Annotated in this window: 20 protein-coding genes; 14 read left to right on the forward strand and 6 right to left on the reverse strand. The window is 52.9% G+C overall.

What is annotated here, in order from left to right; all coding sequences use genetic code 11:
• Positions 1-82: 82 nt before the first annotated feature.
• The gene (locus H4F65_RS20265) at positions 83-685 is read left to right on the forward strand and encodes a LysE family translocator (protein WP_010277514.1); all 603 of its coding nucleotides are present in this window, start codon (positions 83-85) and stop codon (positions 683-685) included.
• A gap of 66 nt (positions 686-751) precedes the next feature.
• On the opposite strand, the gene H4F65_RS20270 is transcribed toward H4F65_RS20265, so the two are convergent.
• Positions 752-2,659, reverse strand: a complete 1,908-nt coding sequence (locus H4F65_RS20270; RefSeq protein ID WP_010277512.1) for an ABC transporter ATP-binding protein — start codon at positions 2,657-2,659, stop codon at positions 752-754.
• 125 nt (positions 2,660-2,784) lie between these two features.
• Between H4F65_RS20270 and kefG the strand changes: the two genes are divergently transcribed.
• From kefG to slyD, 4 genes are all read left to right on the forward strand, one after another.
• Entirely contained in the window at positions 2,785-3,336 is a 552-nt protein-coding gene (gene kefG / locus H4F65_RS20275) for a glutathione-regulated potassium-efflux system ancillary protein KefG (protein ID WP_010277508.1), read from the forward strand.
• Position 3,337: 1 nt separating this feature from the next.
• Positions 3,338-5,149 carry a glutathione-regulated potassium-efflux system protein KefB gene (gene kefB / locus H4F65_RS20280; RefSeq protein ID WP_039320306.1) on the forward strand — a complete coding sequence of 604 codons (1,812 nt, stop codon included), beginning with the start codon at positions 3,338-3,340 and terminating at the stop codon, positions 5,147-5,149.
• 24 nt (positions 5,150-5,173) lie between these two features.
• Positions 5,174-5,368, forward strand: a complete 195-nt coding sequence (locus H4F65_RS20285; RefSeq protein ID WP_010277506.1) for a YheV family putative zinc ribbon protein — start codon at positions 5,174-5,176, stop codon at positions 5,366-5,368.
• 120 nt (positions 5,369-5,488) lie between these two features.
• The gene (gene slyD / locus H4F65_RS20290; protein ID WP_010277503.1) at positions 5,489-6,073 is read left to right on the forward strand and encodes a peptidylprolyl isomerase; all 585 of its coding nucleotides are present in this window, start codon (positions 5,489-5,491) and stop codon (positions 6,071-6,073) included.
• Between the two features lie 116 nt (positions 6,074-6,189).
• Here the strand turns inward: slyD and H4F65_RS20295 are convergent, their stop codons facing one another.
• Positions 6,190-6,408, reverse strand: a complete 219-nt coding sequence (locus H4F65_RS20295) for a protein SlyX (protein WP_010277499.1) — start codon at positions 6,406-6,408, stop codon at positions 6,190-6,192.
• A 282-nt stretch (positions 6,409-6,690) separates the two neighbouring features.
• Here H4F65_RS20295 and fkpA point away from each other — a divergent pair, with 282 nt between their 5' ends.
• A complete protein-coding gene (gene fkpA, locus H4F65_RS20300) occupies positions 6,691-7,509 on the forward strand; it encodes an FKBP-type peptidyl-prolyl cis-trans isomerase (RefSeq protein ID WP_039320309.1) in 819 nt (272 codons plus the stop codon).
• A gap of 137 nt (positions 7,510-7,646) precedes the next feature.
• Here fkpA and pdxR read toward each other — a convergent pair whose 3' ends face one another.
• Positions 7,647-9,140, reverse strand: coding sequence for a MocR-like pyridoxine biosynthesis transcription factor PdxR (gene pdxR, locus H4F65_RS20305; RefSeq protein WP_010277489.1), 1,494 nt, complete (start codon positions 9,138-9,140; stop codon positions 7,647-7,649).
• Positions 9,141-9,243: 103 nt separating this feature from the next.
• Here pdxR and H4F65_RS20310 point away from each other — a divergent pair, with 103 nt between their 5' ends.
• Together H4F65_RS20310 and glyA are read left to right on the forward strand one after the other, a co-directional pair.
• On the forward strand, positions 9,244-10,056 hold the full coding sequence (locus H4F65_RS20310; RefSeq protein ID WP_010277486.1) for a YggS family pyridoxal phosphate-dependent enzyme: 813 nt from the start codon (positions 9,244-9,246) through the stop codon (positions 10,054-10,056).
• Between the two features lie 32 nt (positions 10,057-10,088).
• Positions 10,089-11,357: a serine hydroxymethyltransferase gene (gene glyA, locus H4F65_RS20315; protein WP_010277484.1), complete on the forward strand. Its 1,269-nt coding sequence runs from the start codon at positions 10,089-10,091 to the stop codon at positions 11,355-11,357.
• A gap of 73 nt (positions 11,358-11,430) precedes the next feature.
• Here the strand turns inward: glyA and pmrB are convergent, their stop codons facing one another.
• Genes pmrB through eptA form a run of 3 tightly spaced genes read right to left on the reverse strand, consistent with a single transcriptional unit; the run spans position 11,431 to position 14,833 of the window.
• Entirely contained in the window at positions 11,431-12,525 is a 1,095-nt protein-coding gene (pmrB, locus tag H4F65_RS20320; RefSeq protein ID WP_010277482.1) for a two-component system sensor histidine kinase PmrB, read from the reverse strand.
• Positions 12,522-13,190 (reverse strand): two-component system response regulator PmrA, encoded by a 669-nt coding sequence (gene pmrA, locus H4F65_RS20325; RefSeq protein ID WP_010277480.1) that lies wholly within the window; start codon positions 13,188-13,190, stop codon positions 12,522-12,524. The genes pmrB and pmrA overlap by 4 nt, the downstream gene beginning before the upstream one ends.
• Positions 13,187-14,833: a phosphoethanolamine transferase EptA gene (eptA, locus tag H4F65_RS20330; RefSeq protein WP_039320317.1), complete on the reverse strand. Its 1,647-nt coding sequence runs from the start codon at positions 14,831-14,833 to the stop codon at positions 13,187-13,189. The genes pmrA and eptA overlap by 4 nt, the downstream gene beginning before the upstream one ends.
• 177 nt (positions 14,834-15,010) lie before the next feature.
• On the opposite strand from eptA, the gene H4F65_RS20335 reads away from it, so the two are divergent.
• From H4F65_RS20335 to rpsG, 6 genes are all read left to right on the forward strand, one after another.
• Positions 15,011-15,733, forward strand: a complete 723-nt coding sequence (locus H4F65_RS20335) for a helix-turn-helix transcriptional regulator (RefSeq protein ID WP_010277474.1) — start codon at positions 15,011-15,013, stop codon at positions 15,731-15,733.
• Positions 15,733-16,122 (forward strand): sulfurtransferase complex subunit TusD, encoded by a 390-nt coding sequence (gene tusD / locus H4F65_RS20340; RefSeq protein WP_010277471.1) that lies wholly within the window; start codon positions 15,733-15,735, stop codon positions 16,120-16,122. The genes H4F65_RS20335 and tusD overlap by 1 nt, the downstream gene beginning before the upstream one ends.
• A 9-nt stretch (positions 16,123-16,131) precedes the next feature.
• Complete coding sequence (tusC, locus tag H4F65_RS20345; protein ID WP_010277467.1) at positions 16,132-16,491, forward strand: sulfurtransferase complex subunit TusC; 360 nt, start codon at positions 16,132-16,134, stop codon at positions 16,489-16,491.
• A 17-nt stretch (positions 16,492-16,508) separates the two neighbouring features.
• Positions 16,509-16,796 carry a sulfurtransferase complex subunit TusB gene (gene tusB / locus H4F65_RS20350; RefSeq protein WP_010277464.1) on the forward strand — a complete coding sequence of 96 codons (288 nt, stop codon included), beginning with the start codon at positions 16,509-16,511 and terminating at the stop codon, positions 16,794-16,796.
• A 131-nt stretch (positions 16,797-16,927) separates the two neighbouring features.
• The gene (rpsL, locus tag H4F65_RS20355) at positions 16,928-17,302 is read left to right on the forward strand and encodes a 30S ribosomal protein S12 (RefSeq protein WP_005969567.1); all 375 of its coding nucleotides are present in this window, start codon (positions 16,928-16,930) and stop codon (positions 17,300-17,302) included.
• A 96-nt stretch (positions 17,303-17,398) separates the two neighbouring features.
• Complete coding sequence (gene rpsG, locus H4F65_RS20360; protein WP_009111198.1) at positions 17,399-17,869, forward strand: 30S ribosomal protein S7; 471 nt, start codon at positions 17,399-17,401, stop codon at positions 17,867-17,869.
• Positions 17,870-17,896: the final 27 nt, after the last annotated feature.

The following is a 17,896-nucleotide window of genomic DNA, read 5'->3' on the forward strand; positions in this document are numbered from 1 at the left end:
GGCTCTTGTACGATCAATATCACACTGTTAGCTTCAATGCTGCCAGTTGGTACGATATTTGGGTCAGGAGCGCCCACAAATAATGGAACTGAGTTTATTTCTGTCGATGTTGGGGTTTTTGTGGGTAGCGGCCATCACACCAGGGCCGAATAATATGCTGTTGACCACCTCGGGCGCGAATTTTGGTTTTATGCGCTCGCTGTGGCTGATGATCGGCATCATGCTGGGCATGCAGAGCATTTTGCTGCTGGTGGCATTCGGTGTTGGTGGCTTGATTCTGATTTACCCTTCGCTGCACTTTATCCTGAAAGTCCTTGGTAGCGCCTATCTGCTCTGGCTGGCATGGAAAATTGCCACGGCGGCTTACGAACGGCTGGAAACGTCTATTGCACCGCCCCAGCCGATCCGGCTTTATCAAGGGTGGTTGCTGCAATTCCTGAACCCGAAAGCGTGGCTCATGGCGCTGGGTGCGGTTGCCAGCTTTAGTCTGGCGGGGGAAGGTTATAACCAGTCTGTGATCGCGATAAGCATCGGGATTGTGTTGGTCAATCTGGTGTCCGGTGTTATCTGGCTTGGGTTTGGCACGATGATTGGGCGACTGCTGCGCAGTAAGAAAGCGTGGATTATCTTTAATGTGTCAATGGGGCTGCTGACCGCCGCCTGCGTGCTGCTGATTTGGCATTAAGGCTTCGTTGATAACGTCGCGAGCGGTTTTTCGCTCGCGGCGCTTTCCAGGCGAGAGAGACTGAATTTACTCGCTCTGCATCATCTGCTCTAGCTGTTCCTGCGCGTCCAGCCAGGATAGCTCCGTTTCTTCCAGCTCGATTTTGACTTTGGTTTGCTGTTGCAGGCAATCGGTGAGTTCGGTCTTGCGGCTGATGTCGTAGATGGCGCTGTCTGCCAGTCGAGCTTCAAGCGCTGCGAGCGTTTCCCCCAGCTTTTCCATCTGCTGTTCAAGCTTGGTTATCTGTTTGCGCAGCGGCTGCGTTTGCGTTCTCAACTCAGCTTCGCGGCGTTTCTGATCTTTTCTGCCCTGTGCGCTGTTGGCGGCATTTTCTTTTGGCGTTTCATCGGCCGCATTTTCCTGACGTTGCAGGCCGACCAGCCACTGCTGGTAGTCTTCCAAATCGCCGTCGAACGGTTCTACTTTCTGATCGTGCACCAGGTAGAGATCGTCCGTAGTAGAACGGATCAGGTGTCGATCGTGCGAGACGACAACCAGCGCGCCTTCAAAATCGATTAACGCTTCGGTCAACGCCTGACGCATATCCAGATCGAGGTGGTTGGTCGGTTCGTCGAGCAGCAGGAGGTTCGGGCGCTGCCAGACGATCAGTGCTAGCACCAGACGAGCTTTTTCACCGCCGGAGAAGCGCTCGGTAATCTCGGTGACTTTGTCGCCCTGAAAACCGAAGCCGCCGAGGTAGTCGCGCAGTTGCTGTTCCGTTTCCCGTTCCGCCAGACGCACCAGATGCTGCAAGGGCGATTCGTCCGCACGTAGAAACTCTAACTGGTGCTGGGCGAAATAGCCGAGTTTTACACCTTTTGCCAACCCAATTTCCCCTTTCAGCGGGGCGAGCGTGCCAGCAAGCAGTTTGATCAGCGTGGATTTACCCGCGCCGTTATGGCCGAGCAGCCCGATGCGTGAACCCGGTACTAAATTGAGTTTGATGGATTCCAGAATCAGCTTGTCGTTGTAGCCTGCGCTGACCTTTTCCATCTTCATGAGTGGATTGGGCAACGACTCCGGGGCGCGAAAGCTAAAGCGGAAAGGGTTATCGACATGCGCTGGCGCAATCATCTCCATGCGTTCCAGCATTTTTATCCGGCTTTGTGCCTGCTTGGCTTTGGTCGCTTTCGCGCGGAAGCGGTCGATGTAGTGTTGCAGATGCGCGACGCGCTCCTGCTGATGTTCATAGAGCGATTGCTGCTGTGCAAGACGAGTGGCGCGCTGGCGTTCAAACGAGGAGTAGTTACCCGTGTACTCGTTGAGCGACTGCTGCTCGATGTGCAGGATCTTGGTTACCACCGGATCGAGGAAATCGCGGTCGTGCGAGATCAGGACCAGCGTGCCCGTATAGTTTTTCAGCCACTTTTCCAGCCAGATAACGGCATCCAGATCGAGGTGGTTGGTCGGTTCATCCAGCAGCAGCAGGTCTGAACGACAGATCAGCGCCTGTGCCAGATTCAGACGCATCCGCCAGCCGCCGGAAAAGGCGCTGACGGGCTGCTGTAACTGTGACTGAGAAAACCCTAGCCCATTGAGCAGGCTCGATGCTCTGGCCTGAATCGTCCAGGCCTGAATCGCATCCAGCTTGCCGTGCAGCGTGGCAATGGCGTTGCCATCGTTTTCTTCGTTGGCGGTCTGCAACGCGGCTTCCAACTGGCGAAACTCACGGTCGCCGTCAATCACGTAGTCCAGCGCGGGTTTGTCCAATGCCGGCGTTTCCTGATTGACCCAGGCCAGTGACCAGTTTTGCGGGAAGGTCGCACTGCCACCATCGGCGCTGATTTCACCTTTCAGTAATGACAGCAGGGTAGATTTACCGCAGCCGTTCTTGCCAACCAGACCGACTTTCTGGCCGGGATTAACTGTTGCTGTCGCGTTGTCGATCAGAACGCGTACACCACGTCGAATTTGCAGCGAAGAGAAAACAATCATAAAGCGCCGTATGTTCAGAGTATGTTAAATTATGGACATCTCAGGACACGCGGTGTCCTGTTTTTAGTCGTTGCGCAGCATGGTAACGGAAAACAATTATCATGACGACGCTTTGGAGGGGAATGATGTCGCAGCCACCGAAGATTTTGCTGCTGTATGCCCATCCGGAACCACAGGATTCGGTAGCAAACCGGGTCTTATTGCAACCGGCACAGCAGTTGGCGAATGTAACCGTGCACGATCTTTACGCGCACTATCCTGACTTTTTTATCGATATTCATCATGAACAACAACTGCTGCGCGAGCATCAGGTCATTGTTTTCCAACATCCGTTTTATACCTATAGCTGTCCGGCTTTGCTGAAAGAGTGGCTCGATAGGGTGTTATCCCGTGGTTTTGCCAATGGGATCGGCGGGAATGCGCTGGCGGGGAAATATTGGCGCTCGGTGATTACTACGGGTGAGCCGGAAGATGCCTACCATGCTGACGGGAGCAATCGCTACCCGATGGATGATTTGCTACGTCCGTTTGAGCTGACGGCAGCCATGTGTCGCATGCATTGGATGCACCCCATGATTATTTACTGGGCGCGTCGGTTACAGCCTGATGTGTTATTGAGTCAAGCCAAAGCCTACGGTGAATGGCTATCCTCCCCTTTATCTGAAGAGGAACGCTAATATGGAGAGTTCCGCGCTACTGACCGCCGGAGTCTTATTTTTGTTTGTGGCGGTGGTAGCTGTACCGATTGCTGCCCGATTAGGCATTGGTGCCGTACTGGGCTATTTGATCGCTGGAATCGCCATTGGCCCTTGGGGGCTTGGCTTTATCCGAGATGTGGAAGCCATCCTGCATTTCTCGGAGCTGGGTGTCGTTTTCCTGATGTTCATCATTGGCTTGGAACTGAATCCGTCCAAGCTTTGGACGCTGCGTCGCTCGATCTTTGGCGTTGGGGCGGCTCAGGTTGGCCTTAGTGCGCTGATTTTAGGCGGAGCCCTGTATCTGACGGATTTCTCGTGGCAGTCCGCGCTGATTGGCGGCGTGGGGCTGGCAATGTCGTCAACGGCCATGGCGCTGCAGCTGATGCGCGAAAAGGGCATGAACCGCAATGAGTCGGGGCAGTTGGGCTTCTCCGTTCTGCTGTTTCAGGATTTAGCCGTTATCCCGGCGCTGGCGCTAATCCCGATTCTGGCCGGTGTGCAGGGTGACTTCGGCGATTGGGAACGGATTGGGCTGAAGGTCGCCGCGTTTCTTGGCATGCTAATCGGCGGTCGCTATCTGGTGCGTCCGCTGTTCCGCTTTATTGCGGCATCCGGCGTGCGCGAGGTGTTCACCGCCGCTGCGCTGTTGCTGGTGCTCGGTTCTGCGCTGTTTATGGAAGCATTAGGGCTTTCCATGGCGTTAGGCACCTTTATCGCCGGTATTCTGCTGGCGGAAAGCGAATATCGGCATGAATTGGAAATTGCCATTGAGCCGTTTAAAGGCTTGCTGCTTGGGCTGTTCTTTATCTCTGTAGGAATGGCGCTGAATCTCGGGATCCTCTACACCCACATCGTGAAAATTATGGTTGCGGTGCTGGTGCTGGTGGCAGTGAAAGCGGCTGTACTGTATTTCCTTGCGCGAATTAATCGTATGCGCCGCTCCGAGCGCTTGCAGTTTGCCGGAGTGCTGAGTCAGGGCGGTGAGTTCGCTTTCGTCCTGTTTTCCGCCGCGGCTTCATTCAACGTACTGAAAGGCGAGCAACTGCCGCTGTTGCTGGTGACGGTGACGCTATCAATGATGACGACGCCGCTGCTGATGCAGTTGATCGACCGCATTCTGGTACGTCGCTATAACGTGCAGGATGTGCCGGATGAGAAACCGTATGTCGAGGACGACGAACCGCAGGTGATTGTGGTGGGCTTCGGACGTTTCGGGCAGGTGATTGGCCGCTTATTAATGGCGAACAAAATGCGGATTACGGTTCTGGAGCGCGATATCAGCGCCGTGAGCCTGATGCGTAGCTATGGCTATAAGGTTTATTATGGCGATGCCACGGAGCTGGAACTGCTGCGTTCGGCGGGCGCGGATAAAGCACGCTCAATCGTGATTACCTGTAATGCGCCGGAAGATACGATGGAGATTGTACATCTCTGTCAGCAACACTTTCCAAATCTGGAGATTCTGGCGCGGGCCCGTGGGCGCGTGGAAGCTCATGAGCTGTTACAGACCGGCGTAAGACATTTCTCGCGCGAAACCTTTTCCAGTGCGCTGGAGTTAGGGCGTAAAACGCTGGTGACGGTGGGCATGCACCCCCATCAGGCGATGCGTGCGCAACAGCATTTCCGCCGTCTGGATATGCGCATGCTGCGTGAGCTGATGCCGCAACTGACGGGGGATGTCGCGCAAATCTCTCGTGTGAAAGAGGCTCGCCGTGAGCTGGAGGATATTTTCCAGCGGGAAATGCTGCGCGAGCGACGTCGGCCCAGTGTGTGGGATGAAGACGACGAGTAAGAGTCGAGATGAATGGGAGTTATCATGCGTAAACGTTTTATTGCAGGGGCGGTGTGCCCGACGTGTCAGGCGCAGGACACGCTTGCCGTTGGACGAGAAGATGACGTCGAGGTTGTGGTGTGCGTGAAGTGCGGATATCGCCAGAGCCAGACAGAAGAACCTGCGGCGGCATCCGCCCCGCAGGCTAACGAGATTATCGGGATCTTCCGGCCAGAATGAGGGATGCGTGTCGTGGTGGCATTGTCACCACCCGTTGACGTTTTTTGATTCCAGACGGTACATAGGGACATTTTTCAGCTACAATTTGCGCCAGTTTGAATTCCAACGGTAGGAGATATCATGAAAGTAGCAAAAGATCTGGTGGTCAGCCTGGCCTATCAGGTACGTACAGAAGACGGTGTGTTGGTTGATGAGTCTCCGGTGAGCGCGCCGTTGGACTATCTGCATGGCCACGGTTCCCTGATTTCTGGTCTGGAAAAAGCGTTGGAAGGCCGTGAGGCTGGCGCGAAGTTTGATGTGAACATTGGTTCCAGCGACGCTTACGGCAACTATGATGAGAATCTGGTTCAGCGCGTACCGAAAGATGTCTTTATGGGCGTTGACGAGCTGCAGGTTGGCATGCGTTTCCTGGCTGAGACCGATCAGGGTCCAGTGCCAGTTGAAATCACCGAAGTTGAAGACGACCACGTTGTTGTCGACGGCAACCACATGTTGGCAGGCCAAAACCTGAGCTTCAACGTTGAAGTTGTTGCTATCCGTGAAGCGACGGAAGAAGAGCTGGCGCACGGTCACGTTCACGGCGAGCACGATCATGAACACGGCGACGGCTGCTGTGGCGGTCACGGCCATGATCATGACCACGATCACGGTCACCAGCACGGTAAAGGCGGCTGCGGCGGCAACGGTGGATGCGGCTGCCACTAATTAGTCGTAGCGCATACGCATGAAAGAAACCTCAGGTTGATGAAGATCACCTGAGGTTTTTTTATTTATTGTTATATCTGGACAGTGGTGTGCGGAGACATAACGGGTCCCGAATCTCAGTAATGCGGCGGCGGCGTTTCTTCCGACTGGGGGGCAACGAGCGAGGTTTGCTGGCTGCGCAGCCGGTCGGTGAGTAGACGGACATGTTCACGCAGGCGGCTAATTTCCCGCTCGTGTTGAATAACCGTTTGGTTAAGTTCTTCTATGGTTAATTCCTGAAAAGCCTGTCGGCTTTCCAACTGTTCGAGCCGTTCTTCAAGTGCTGATGGTGACATCGGTATTCCCCTTACTTCTTGTTACCCGCGAGTTTGTCAGAAAGCGGAAACTTCTGGTAGTAAAAACGGTCGCAGTAGGGCGCAATGGACTATCCGGATCGGGGCATATCGTTGCCAGAAGGCCTTAGGACGACACAAATGATGTCGGAAAAGCTTCCTGACGTTTTTTATCAAAGGATTGTCGAGTGCGTCGTTGTGTTGTCTTCGTCCGCACAGTTATAGTAGGCGCGAATTTATTTTAATGATGGCTGGAGCGCGTCGCTCCAGATGCTGGAGAAATGGATGAAATCACTGTTTAAAGTAACGCTGTTAGCAACAACGATGGCTCTGGCTCTGAACGCAGGCCAGGCTCTGGCGGCAGACAAAGCGCAGGCATCTGACACCACTGCGGCAGCCAAATTTAAGAACGATGAGCAGGCAGCGGCTTATGCGTTAGGTGCATCTTTAGGGCGTTACATGGATAACTCTCTGAAAGAGCAAGAAAAATTAGGTATCAAGCTGGATAAAGATCAGCTGATTGCTGGCGTTCAGGATGCCTTTGCTGATAAGAGCAAGCTGACTGACGAAGAAATCGAGAAAACGCTGCAAGGCTTTGAAGGTAAAGTGAAAGCCGCTGCTGAAGCTAAGATGAAGCAAGATGCGAAAGATAACGCGGATAAAGGCGCTAAGTATCTTGAGTCCTTCGCCAAAGAAAAAGGCGTGAAGAAAACGGCATCTGGCCTTCTGTATCAAGTTGAGAAAGAAGGTAGCGGTAATGCGCCGAAAGACAGCGATACTGTAGTCGTTAACTACAAAGGTACGCTGGTTGACGGTAGCGAGTTCGACAACTCCTACAAACGCGGTGAGCCACTGTCTTTCCGTCTGGACGGCGTGATCCCAGGCTGGACTGAAGGTCTGAAGCACGTTAAGAAAGGCGGCAAAATCAAGCTGGCTATCCCACCGGCTCTGGCCTATGGCGAGAACGGCGTGCCTGGCATTCCGGCTAACTCCACGCTGGTGTTTGACGTTGAACTGTTGGACATTAAATCTGAAGCTGACCTGAAAGCAGCGGATGATGCGAAAGCTGAAAAACCCGCAGCCGAACAGAAAGCGGCTAAATAAGCATCGCGATAATGGCGATATAACCGCAGGCTTCGACCTGCGGTTTTTTTGTTTCACCATCATTTCCCTGCGATCGAATCCCTTTTCCCGTTAACCATGACGGCACCTCTCTGTCATCCACCACTCACAACCCATCATCAGCACAGTGCGCGTAGCACCTTCGCCAACGTCTTGACCGCCGTTTCCAGTTCATGCGGTGCGTGGGCAGCAAATCCCATGAGGAAACCAGCTTGATGCTGACCCGACGCATACAGTGCTGTTAGCCCGAGCAGGTCGATACCGGCCCGACGCGCGGATTCCACAGCATCGTGTTCAGAGATGTCACGGATGAAGAGACAGGGCATCTGCATGCCTCCGGCTGGCACTCGTGGCTCGACAAAATCAGCCAGATGCTGGCGAACGAGTTGCGTCAGCACATCGCGGCGTTTCGCGTAAATAGTGCGCATCGTGCGTATATAGGCACCGAAGTGGCCTCCTTCGATAAAACGCGCCAGCGTGAGCTGTGGAATGGGCGCACTGTGCCCATCCATCAGCGTGCGGGCCACGGTCATGGGAGCAACCAACTGCGGCGGTAGTACCATGTAACCGATGCGCAGGCCGGGAAACAGCGATTTAGTGAAGGTGCCGATATAGATCGTTCTATCGTGCGGGTCGAGCCCCTGAACGCAGGCGGTAGGTTTGCCCGCGTAGTGAAACTCGCTGTCGTAATCGTCTTCAATAATCCAGCTCTGTTGCTGCCATGCCCATTCAATCACGGCCAGACGCCGATCCAGCGCCAGCGTTGCGCCAGTTGGAAACTGGTGTGAGGGCGTCATGAACACGGCTTTAGCGGGTACATTATGTTTGTTGCTTGCCTCAAGCAGGTGTTCGACCTGCAAGCCATCGGCGTCTAATGGGATCGGCACGCATGCGAGTCCCGCTGCCTCGAATGCCTTGCGTGCGCCGTGGTACACGGGATCTTCAAGGAAGATCGGATCGCCAGCATCCAGCAATACAGTCGCACACAGGGTGAGCGCTTGCTGGGAACTGGTCAGCACCAGTACGCGATCGGGCGTGGCACGAGCTCCCCGTTCGAGATTGACATAATCTGCGATGGCGCGTCTCAGCGCTTCCATACCCTGCGGTGGGCTGTGTAGCAGCGCCCGCGTGCCATATTCCTTTAGCACCTGCCGCTCCAGCCGTTCCCACGTCTGGAGGGGAAAGCTGCGGGTTTCTGGCACGCCGGGAGCGAACGCGCGCGGGATGATGAAGTCGCGAACGCCACCATTCTGGAACATAGCGCTGCCGCGTTGACTGAGGCGTAGTTCTGCTTTGCTATCTCCCGTTTTCCGGGCTTTGCCACGCCCCGGCAGACGCTTTGCCCGCTCCGACACGAAACTGCCGCTGCCGACGCGACGTTCGATAAATCCTTCTGCATGCAGCTGGCTATAAGCCGACTCGACCGTATCACGTGATACCCCCAGTGATGTAGCCAGCGCACGTGAGGCGGGTAAGGGCTTGCCCACATCAAGAACGCCATCGAGGATTAACTGGCGAATCGCTCGCTGGATGCGGGCGTGCAGGGGTAGAGCACCTTGCGCGGGGTCGCCAATCCAGGCCTTGACCGATTCAAGCTGGGCGTGTTTGAACAATTGGTCTGCCTCTTATCAGGAAAATGGTGGGGAACATCCAGCTATTTTAAATCTATAAATACGTTTCACAATCTATTCATCTTCTTCGTCAGGAGTGACGCTGATGTCGATATCCTCCGATACACAAACTCGCCACGACAGGCACGGCTGCTATCCCGACGCTCTTACGGTTGACGATTTCCAACTCAATCTGGCGGCAGTTCAGGCTCGTATTGCAGCTGCTTGTCAGCGCGTCGGGCGCGATCCTGCAACAGTGCGGCTGCTGCCCGTCAGCAAAACCAAGCCTGAAAACCGCCTGCGTATGGCTCATGCGGCGGGTTGTCGGATATTGGGTGAAAACAAGGTGCAGGAAGCGTTCCGTAAATGGGAAGCCATGCAGGATTTAACAGATTTACAGTGGTCGGTCATTGGTCACCTGCAAACCAACAAAGCTAAGCTGGTGGCACGCTTCGCTACCGAGTTTCAGGCGCTGGACAGTCTGCGGCTGGCTGAAGCGCTGGATCGTCGCTTGCAGATTGAAGGGCGCTCGCTGGATGTATTTGTGCAGGTGAATACCTCCGGTGAGGCCAGCAAATACGGCCTGTCTCCCGAAGATGTACCAGCTTTTATTCAGGCGCTTCCCGCATTCTCTGCGCTACGTGTGCGCGGGTTGATGACGCTCGCGCTGTTCTCCAGCGACGCTGAACGCGTGCGCCAGTGTTTTATACGGCTGCGTCAGTTGCGCGATCGGTTGCAGCAAAACCTTCCGGTCGGCATTGCGCTGGATGAATTATCCATGGGCATGTCCGGCGATTTTGAAATAGCCATTGAGGAAGGTGCCACCGTGGTGCGCGTCGGGCAGGCAATCTTTGGCGCGCGTCCTCTGCCGGATAGCTACTACTGGCCTGATAGCCCCATTACCGAATCACATTCTTAAAAACTCCGTGACTAACGCATAGGACGATGCCCATGTATGACGCTTCTCTTACTCTTACCGACTTCGACCCGGAACTGGCCGACGCCATCCGGCATGAAGAACACCGACAGGAAACTCACATTGAACTGATCGCCTCAGAGAACTATGCCAGCCCGCTGGTGATGGCGATCCAGAACTCCGTGTTCACCAACAAATATGCGGAAGGCTACCCAGGCAAGCGCTACTACAGCGGCTGTGAGTATGTCGACGTGGCTGAACGTCTGGCTATTGAACGGGCTAAAGCGCTGTTTGACTGCGATTATGCTAATGTCCAGCCTCATGCTGGCGCTCAGGCTAATGCGGCCGTGTTTCTGGCATTGACTAACCCGGGCGATACCGTGATGGGCATGAACCTCGCTCAGGGCGGGCATTTGACCCACGGTAATCCCTCCAACTTCTCTGGCCGCCACTACAGGATCGTCCCCTATGGGTTAGATCCTGACACAGGGCTGATCGACTACGATGAAATGGAGCGTATTGCGTTGGAAACCCGGCCAAAGATGCTAATCGGCGGGTTCTCCGCCTATTCTCGCCACAAGGATTGGGCTCGTATGCGCGCGATTGCGGACAAGGTAGGCGCTATTTTCTGGGTGGATATGGCGCATGTTGCTGGTTTGGTGGCTGCCGGAGAGTATCCGAATCCGCTCCCTCATGCACATGTTGTAACCAGCACAACCCATAAGACGCTGCGCGGCCCGCGCGGTGGGATTATTTTAGCCAAAGGTCAGAGCGAGGAATTCTACAAAAAGCTTAACTCTGCCGTATTCCCCGGTATTCAGGGCGGTCCGTTAATGCACGTTATCGCCGCCAAAGCGGTGGCATTCAAGGAAGCGCTGCGCCCTGAATTCACGGTTTATCAGCGTCAGGTGGTGACCAACGCCCGTGCTATGGCGCGCGTCCTCCAACTGCGTGGCTACAAGATTGTCTCTGATGGCACAGACAATCATTTGATTCTGATCGACCTATCCGACAAGCCGTATACCGGTAAAGATGCCGATGCTGCGCTGAGCGAGGCTTACATCACGACAAACAAGAACTCGGTGCCTAACGATCCGCGTTCACCCTTTGTGACCTCAGGTCTGCGTATTGGAACGCCAGCCGTGACGACGCGCGGTTTTGGTGTGGCGGAGTGCGAGCAACTGGCAGGATGGCTATGTGATGTACTGGATGGGCTTGGCGAAGGGAATGACGCATTAACGGCGGTACGCGATCGTGTGCGCCAGCAGGTAGTGGCGCTGTGCCAACGCTATCCTGTGTACTAATAACTGAGGCGAGGTTTGTGCACAGGGATGTGCCGTCTCACTACTGATGAGGTGTGGGGCACAGCTTTATCATTCAGGCAGAATCGGGGTATTCGTCAGGGGCGGTGAGCACCACGCGAGCGAGTGCACCGGAACGTTGTGCTCGGTTGCAGAGGAAAAATTTTCCGTCGTGCAACTGAGCAATGCGCGTCACGATACTTAGCCCGAGGCCGATCCCGCCATAGCGGCTATCCATGCGAACGAACGCCTTACTTAATTCACCGACCTTGCTTTCATCGATCCCTGGTCCTTCATCCTCAACCTGTAGTTCAAGATGTTGCCTCGTACTCAGGCTCACGGTGATCTGACTGGCTTCCGGGCTATAGCGATAGGCGTTTTCTACCAGATTGCGTAGCAGTAGCTGGAGCAACGTCGCATCGCCGCGCAGGGTGATATCTTCTGGCGGCAATATCCATTTCAGCGTCTGCTGACGTTTTTGCAGCATCTCTGCCAGTTCATCCTGCATAGGAAAAATGACGTCTTTCAGGAACGCGACATTTTGGTGATGGCCCGCTGAAAACTCTTGCCCGACACGCGCAAGCAGCAAAAGTTGTTCTACCGTTTTCACCATTTTATCAATGCGTTTGATGAGCGAACTACAGTCAATCTGATGTTGCTGCTGGTGCAATTCGAGGTGCAGTCGAATACCGGATAACGGGGTTCGTAATTCATGAGCGACATCCGCAGTAAATTGCCTGTCGCGTTTCAACGTTTCGTCCAGACGTTGAAAAAGCTGGTTGATGGTATGAGTGACAGCAGCAATTTCTTTAATGTCACTCTGCTGTGGCAGCGGCTCCAGGTTTTCCGCCGTGCGATCCTGCAATTCTTCCTGTAGGCGGGAAAGCGGACGAGTGATCCAACTGACCGCCTGAAAGCACATGAGCAATGTCAGAATGACCATCACCAGACTTGGGATACTGAGCGAGGCGATCGCCTCATTGATCTCTTGATCGATCTGCATGTTCTGAGCACTGGCGCTCAGGGATTTATCAACCAGTAGGCTGATCTGCTCTTCGCTTTCGTGCCAAAGCCAGAATACGCTGATCATCTGACAGACGAGCAGGATGCCGCCCAGTGCCAGCACTAAACGGCGACGCATGCTGGTAACGGTGTCGGCATCGCTCTTCATGGCTGTTCACCTTTAGTCAGCAGATAGCCAAAGCCTCGCAGGGTTCGGATGCGGTCTTTCCCTATCTTGTGACGCAGATTATGGATATGCACTTCCAGCGAATTGGAGGATGGGTCGTCGTTCCAGGCGTAAATATCCTGATGCAGGACCTCGCGATGTACCTGAGAACCGGCTTTCAACACCAGACGGGACAGGATCGCAAACTCTTTTGGCGTCAGCACTACTGGCTTGTTGTCCAGTAACACCTGTTGATTGTTTAAGTCCAACGTAATGTTGTCGACCTGTATTGTGCTGTTGCTTGAACCCTGATGGCGGCGAATCAGCGCGCGTACGCGCGCCTGTAATTCCGTCAGGGCGAAGGGCTTGGCAAGGTAATCGTCTGCACCGACATCCAGCCCGCTGACGCGATCGTTTACCTTATCCCGCGCGGTTAAGATGAGTACGGGATGCTGGTAATGATTCTTACGCCAGCGTGAGAGCAGGGTGAGTCCGTCTTCATCCGGTAAGCCAAGATCGAGAATAACCAGACTGTAATGCGCGCTGCTGATGAGCGCGTCCGCTTCTTTGGCCGTGCCTGCACAATCACAGGCATAACCTTCATGACTCAACGCCAATAACAATCCTTCCTGCAACAGCTTATCGTCTTCAACAATCAATAATTTCATGTTGCCTTGTCCCTGCACGGATGAAGGATATCAAGCTGAGGCTGATATTCTTTCGTGGCGATAGTAAACATCCCCAGTATGGTATGGAAAAGATTATCTTGCGAGTAATCCAACTGCTTCGCGTTCTGGCGCAGACAGGAATCCTGAATACCTTGTTGCTGCTGATAACCCGTTGATAACCACATTAGCATTGGCACATGTGTTTGCTGCTTCGGCGCAATAGAGTAGGGCATGCTATGCAGGTAGATGCCGTTTTCCCCTAACGATTCGCCGTGGTCGGACAGGTAAACCAGCGACGTATTAAATTTATCCTGATGCTGTTTCAGTAAATTGATCGCTTTATCCAGAACAAAATCGACATACAGGATCGTATTGTCATACGTATTGGTCAGTGCTTCCTGCGTACAGGTCTGAATCTGATTGGTATCGCACGTTGGCGTAAATTTCTTAAAGGCGTCAGGATAGCGTTGGTAATAGCTCGGGCCGTGGCTGCCTATCGTATGTAATACGATAATGCCGTCGTTATCGAGCTTGTTAATATAATCTTCAACGCCGTGGAATAACGCTTCATCGTGGCATTCACCGTTGGTGCATAATCCCGGCAGTTTCAGCGATGTCACATCAACCGTTGGCACTCGTGTACAGGCATCTTTGCAGCCGCCGTCATTCTCCTGCCAAAGCACGTTAACGTTCGCACGTTGTAATATATCCAGCAGCCCTTCCTGATGGCTGGCTACATCGCCGTTAAAACTTTGACGCGGCATGTTGGAAAACATGCAGGGAACGGAAACGCCCGTTGATGTGCCACACGATGAGGTGTTTTCAAAGTAGATAACGTTGTCTTTCGCCAGCAGCGGATTGGTCTCTTTTCCGTAACCACCCCGCGAAAAGTTTTGCGCCCGGGATGTCTCGCCAACCACCAGAATAACCAGATTCTTTTTTGCCGTCGGGGATGGAGGGGCCGCTTTGTGGGCATCCAGACCAATTTGCTCCAGGGGCAAATTAGCCAGCACACTATGTTTATGGTAGGACAAGCTGGCCGCCACAATATTGCTGGGCGTAATTGCTTTTACCAACTCTTTGTTATTACGCATGAACGAGGCGTAATCTTTATAAAAGAATGCCGCGATAGATAAAATAGCGAATAACGAAATAATGACGCTAAGGAAGCGCATGCCAATATAGAACGTTGTCGGCTTGGCGGGCTTTATTTTTATCCAGACGGCGAGCGCCGCAGGAATGACGCCAATAAAGAATATCCAGGCGACAAGTTGTGGCGTAAGCAGTGAAAAGGATTCGCCAGCTGTTGTCTCCAGGATATTCTGGATCATGGTTCGGTCAATGATAATGCCGTAGTTCAGCATAAAGTATTGTGCTGCGGCACCGGTCAGCAGGAAAAGAACAATGACGGCCTTACGCAGATAAGGTACTGCCAGAAGTGTGAAAATGATATTCAGCACCGCGAAAATCACAACGGGCATGCTGAGAAAGAAAGGGATAGTAATCCAGTCTGTCATGTCCAGCAGTTGCAGCGTTTGGCGGTAGTAGGCAATGTTCTGGACCAGAGTAATAAAGGCAGAAAATATCAGCACGAACGTGATGCTGCTCAGGTGTGGTCTGCCCATCGGTATTCGTTTTTTCATACACGTCTCTCGTGATTTCCATGATAGAGAGGAAAGAAGACGCTGACTCTAGCGGGATTAAATTAATGCAACCTTAAGAGGTAGCCCGTTAAATTCAGGGACGTGAGTGTGGACATTTGCTAGACTGTGTCCCTGTCAATACAAAATAAATAGATGACGTTGAGGGTGGTGTCTGCCATGTCTAATTCGCTTATATCTGGCGAATCTTATGAGCTTGATTTGCTGGATGAACGTCCTTTCAGTCAAACGGACTATGAGATCCTGAAATCGTATGAAGCGGTGGTTGATGGCTTGGCCATGTTAATTGGCGAGCATTGTGAGATTGTGTTGCACTCGCTTGAGGATCTTAAATGTTCCGCCGTGCGTATTGCGAATGGGGAACATACCGGCAGGAAGATTGGCTCGCCGATTACGGATCTTGCATTGCGTATGCTGCATGACATGGCAGGTGAAGATAGCAGCGTGTCGAAAGCCTATTTTACCCGTGCAAAAAGCGGCGTGTTGATGAAGTCAGTGACGATTGCCATTCGCAATCGCGATCAGCGCGTGATTGGGCTGCTGTGTATCAACATGAATTTGGATGTGCCTTTCTCCCAGATTGTGCAGACCTTTATTCCACCTGAAACGCATGATGTCGCTTCTTCCGTTAACTTTGCGTCATCCGTTGATGATCTCGTGGCACAAACGCTGGAGTTTTCGATTGAGGAAGTCAATGCGGATCGTAACGTCTCCAATAATGCGAAAAATCGCCAAATTGTACTGAGCCTGTATGAGAAAGGCATCTTTGATATTAAAGACGCCATCAACCAGGTCGCCGAACGCCTCAATATCTCTAAACACACGGTCTATCTTTATATTCGTCAATTCAAAAGCGGCGACTTCAGCGGGCACGAACGTTAATGCTGAGTTACTGTTTGCTGGTGACTGGCCCGGCTTATGGCACACAGCAAGCGAGCAGCGCGTTGCAGTTTGCACAGGCGCTGTTGGCTGAAGGGCACAGGCTGAAAAGCGTGTTCTTCTATCGCGAGGGCGTGCTAAATGCCAACCAGCTAACGTCACCCGCTAATGATGAGTTTGATCTTGTACGCGCCTGGCAGCAGTTAGGCGAAACGCATCAGGTGGCGCTGAATGTCTGTGTCGCCGCTGCATTACGAAGAGGTGTTACCGACGCGCAGCAAGCGACTCAGCTCAACCTTGCTGGCGCGAATCTGCAACCCGGCTTTGTTCTGAGCGGGTTGGGGGAACTGGCGCAATCGGTGCTGACCTGCGATCGGGTTATTCAGTTTTAAGGTAGCGTTATGAAGCGAGTCGCATTTGTTTTTACGCATTCCCCACACGGGAGCGCTTCCGGACGGGAAGGGCTGGATGCGCTATTGGCGATGTCAGCCCTGACGGAAGAAATTGGCGTATTTTTTGTTGGTGATGGCGTACTGCAACTGCTGCCGCATCAACAGCCGGAAAAGATTTTGATGCGTAATTACATCGCAACGTTTGGCGTGCTGCCGTTATACGATATCGACGCTTGTTATCTGTGCGAGACTTCTGCGCGCCAGCGTGGGTTGAGTATAGAGACAGACTGGGTTTTGGATGTAGAGCTATTAGGGCCGCAAGCATGGCGCAGTAAGTTGGCCGATTATCATTCCATCCTTTCATTCTAGCGACGGATCTCCCCTTTATGCTGCATACACTCTCACGTTCTCCTTATCACGTTGACCTGGATGTACTCTTGCGCAGTTTAGATCAGGGTGATGCTTTGGTCTTATTGCAAGACGGTGTTATCGCTGCGCTGGCCGGTGGAGATATTATTCAGCGTCTTCTTGATTCAGCGGTTCTTCTCTACGCGCTCCAGCCTGATACCGCGGCAAGAGGAATGACTGAACAAATTTCAAACAATGTGACACTCATTGACTATAATCAGTTTGTTCAACTGACAGTGGAGCACCCGCAGCAACTCGCGTGGTAACGCCGAATTTTTGTATATTTCTTGACTCCTTCCACTGCCAGCCCTAAAATTCTGCGTCCTCATACTTTGCCTTGCGCAAACATGAGGCGATTTATTACGTGTTTACGAAGCAAAACCCAGGAGCTTTTTGAATGGCAACGATTAACCAGCTGGTACGCAAACCACGCTCCCTGAAGGCTGCTAAAAGCAACGTTCCGGCGCTGGAAGCATGCCCGCAGAAACGTGGCGTATGTACCCGTGTATATACTACCACCCCTAAAAAACCGAACTCCGCACTGCGTAAAGTATGTCGTGTTCGTTTAACCAACGGTTTTGAAGTTACCTCCTATATTGGTGGTGAAGGTCATAACCTGCAGGAGCACTCCGTGATCCTGATCCGTGGCGGTCGTGTTAAAGACCTGCCAGGTGTGCGTTACCACACCGTTCGTGGCGCGCTGGACTGCTCAGGTGTTAAAGACCGTAAGCAATCCCGTTCCAAATACGGCGTGAAGAAGCCAAAGGCTTAATGGTTCTCCGTTAAGTAAGGCCAAACGTTTTAACTTAAATGTCAAACTAAACTCGTAGAGTTTTGGACAATCCTGAATTAACAACGGAGTATTTCCATGCCACGTCGTCGCGTCATTGGTCAACGTAAAATTCTGCCGGATCCTAAGTTCGGATCAGAACTGCTGGCCAAATTTGTAAACATCCTGATGGTAGATGGTAAAAAATCTACTGCAGAAGCAATCGTCTATACCGCGCTGGAGACCCTGGCTCAGCGTTCTGGTAAAGATCATCTGGAAGCTTTTGAAGTAGCTCTGGACAACGTTCGCCCGACTGTCGAAGTTAAGTCGCGCCGCGTTGGTGGTTCTACTTATCAGGTACCAGTAGAAGTCCGTCCGGTTCGTCGTAATGCGTTGGCAATGCGTTGGATCGTAGAAGCTGCTCGTAAACGCGGTGATAAATCTATGGCTCTGCGCCTGGCGAACGAACTTTCTGATGCAGCAGAAAACAAAGGTACTGCTGTTAAGAAACGTGAAGACGTTCACCGTATGGCCGAAGCTAACAAGGCGTTCGCTCACTACCGTTGGTAATCCCTTCGCTGTAGTCATGCTAACCAA

The sequence above is a fragment of the Pectobacterium brasiliense genome, assembly GCF_016950255.1.
In the GTDB taxonomy this organism is placed as follows: Bacteria; Pseudomonadota; Gammaproteobacteria; order Enterobacterales; family Enterobacteriaceae; genus Pectobacterium; species Pectobacterium brasiliense.

What these genes read in the sequence shown, in the direction of transcription:
- rpsL (WP_005969567.1), top strand. Translation starts at nt 16,928, where the DNA reads ATGGCAACGATTAACCAGCTGGTACGCAAACCACGCTCCCTGAAGGCT.
- eptA (WP_039320317.1), bottom strand. Translation starts at nt 14,833, where the DNA reads ATGAAAAAACGAATACCGATGGGCAGACCACACCTGAGCAGCATCACG.
- H4F65_RS20310 (WP_010277486.1), top strand. Translation starts at nt 9,244, where the DNA reads ATGTCGATATCCTCCGATACACAAACTCGCCACGACAGGCACGGCTGC.
- H4F65_RS20270 (WP_010277512.1), bottom strand. Translation starts at nt 2,659, where the DNA reads ATGATTGTTTTCTCTTCGCTGCAAATTCGACGTGGTGTACGCGTTCTG.
- slyD (WP_010277503.1), top strand. Translation starts at nt 5,489, where the DNA reads ATGAAAGTAGCAAAAGATCTGGTGGTCAGCCTGGCCTATCAGGTACGT.
- rpsG (WP_009111198.1), top strand. Translation starts at nt 17,399, where the DNA reads ATGCCACGTCGTCGCGTCATTGGTCAACGTAAAATTCTGCCGGATCCT.
- fkpA (WP_039320309.1), top strand. Translation starts at nt 6,691, where the DNA reads ATGAAATCACTGTTTAAAGTAACGCTGTTAGCAACAACGATGGCTCTG.
- tusB (WP_010277464.1), top strand. Translation starts at nt 16,509, where the DNA reads ATGCTGCATACACTCTCACGTTCTCCTTATCACGTTGACCTGGATGTA.
- H4F65_RS20285 (WP_010277506.1), top strand. Translation starts at nt 5,174, where the DNA reads ATGCGTAAACGTTTTATTGCAGGGGCGGTGTGCCCGACGTGTCAGGCG.
- H4F65_RS20265 (WP_010277514.1), top strand. Translation starts at nt 83, where the DNA reads ATGGAACTGAGTTTATTTCTGTCGATGTTGGGGTTTTTGTGGGTAGCG.
- tusC (WP_010277467.1), top strand. Translation starts at nt 16,132, where the DNA reads ATGAAGCGAGTCGCATTTGTTTTTACGCATTCCCCACACGGGAGCGCT.
- tusD (WP_010277471.1), top strand. Translation starts at nt 15,733, where the DNA reads ATGCTGAGTTACTGTTTGCTGGTGACTGGCCCGGCTTATGGCACACAG.
- kefB (WP_039320306.1), top strand. Translation starts at nt 3,338, where the DNA reads ATGGAGAGTTCCGCGCTACTGACCGCCGGAGTCTTATTTTTGTTTGTG.
- pmrB (WP_010277482.1), bottom strand. Translation starts at nt 12,525, where the DNA reads ATGAAGAGCGATGCCGACACCGTTACCAGCATGCGTCGCCGTTTAGTG.
- pmrA (WP_010277480.1), bottom strand. Translation starts at nt 13,190, where the DNA reads ATGAAATTATTGATTGTTGAAGACGATAAGCTGTTGCAGGAAGGATTG.
- H4F65_RS20295 (WP_010277499.1), bottom strand. Translation starts at nt 6,408, where the DNA reads ATGTCACCATCAGCACTTGAAGAACGGCTCGAACAGTTGGAAAGCCGA.
- H4F65_RS20335 (WP_010277474.1), top strand. Translation starts at nt 15,011, where the DNA reads ATGTCTAATTCGCTTATATCTGGCGAATCTTATGAGCTTGATTTGCTG.
- kefG (WP_010277508.1), top strand. Translation starts at nt 2,785, where the DNA reads ATGTCGCAGCCACCGAAGATTTTGCTGCTGTATGCCCATCCGGAACCA.
- glyA (WP_010277484.1), top strand. Translation starts at nt 10,089, where the DNA reads ATGTATGACGCTTCTCTTACTCTTACCGACTTCGACCCGGAACTGGCC.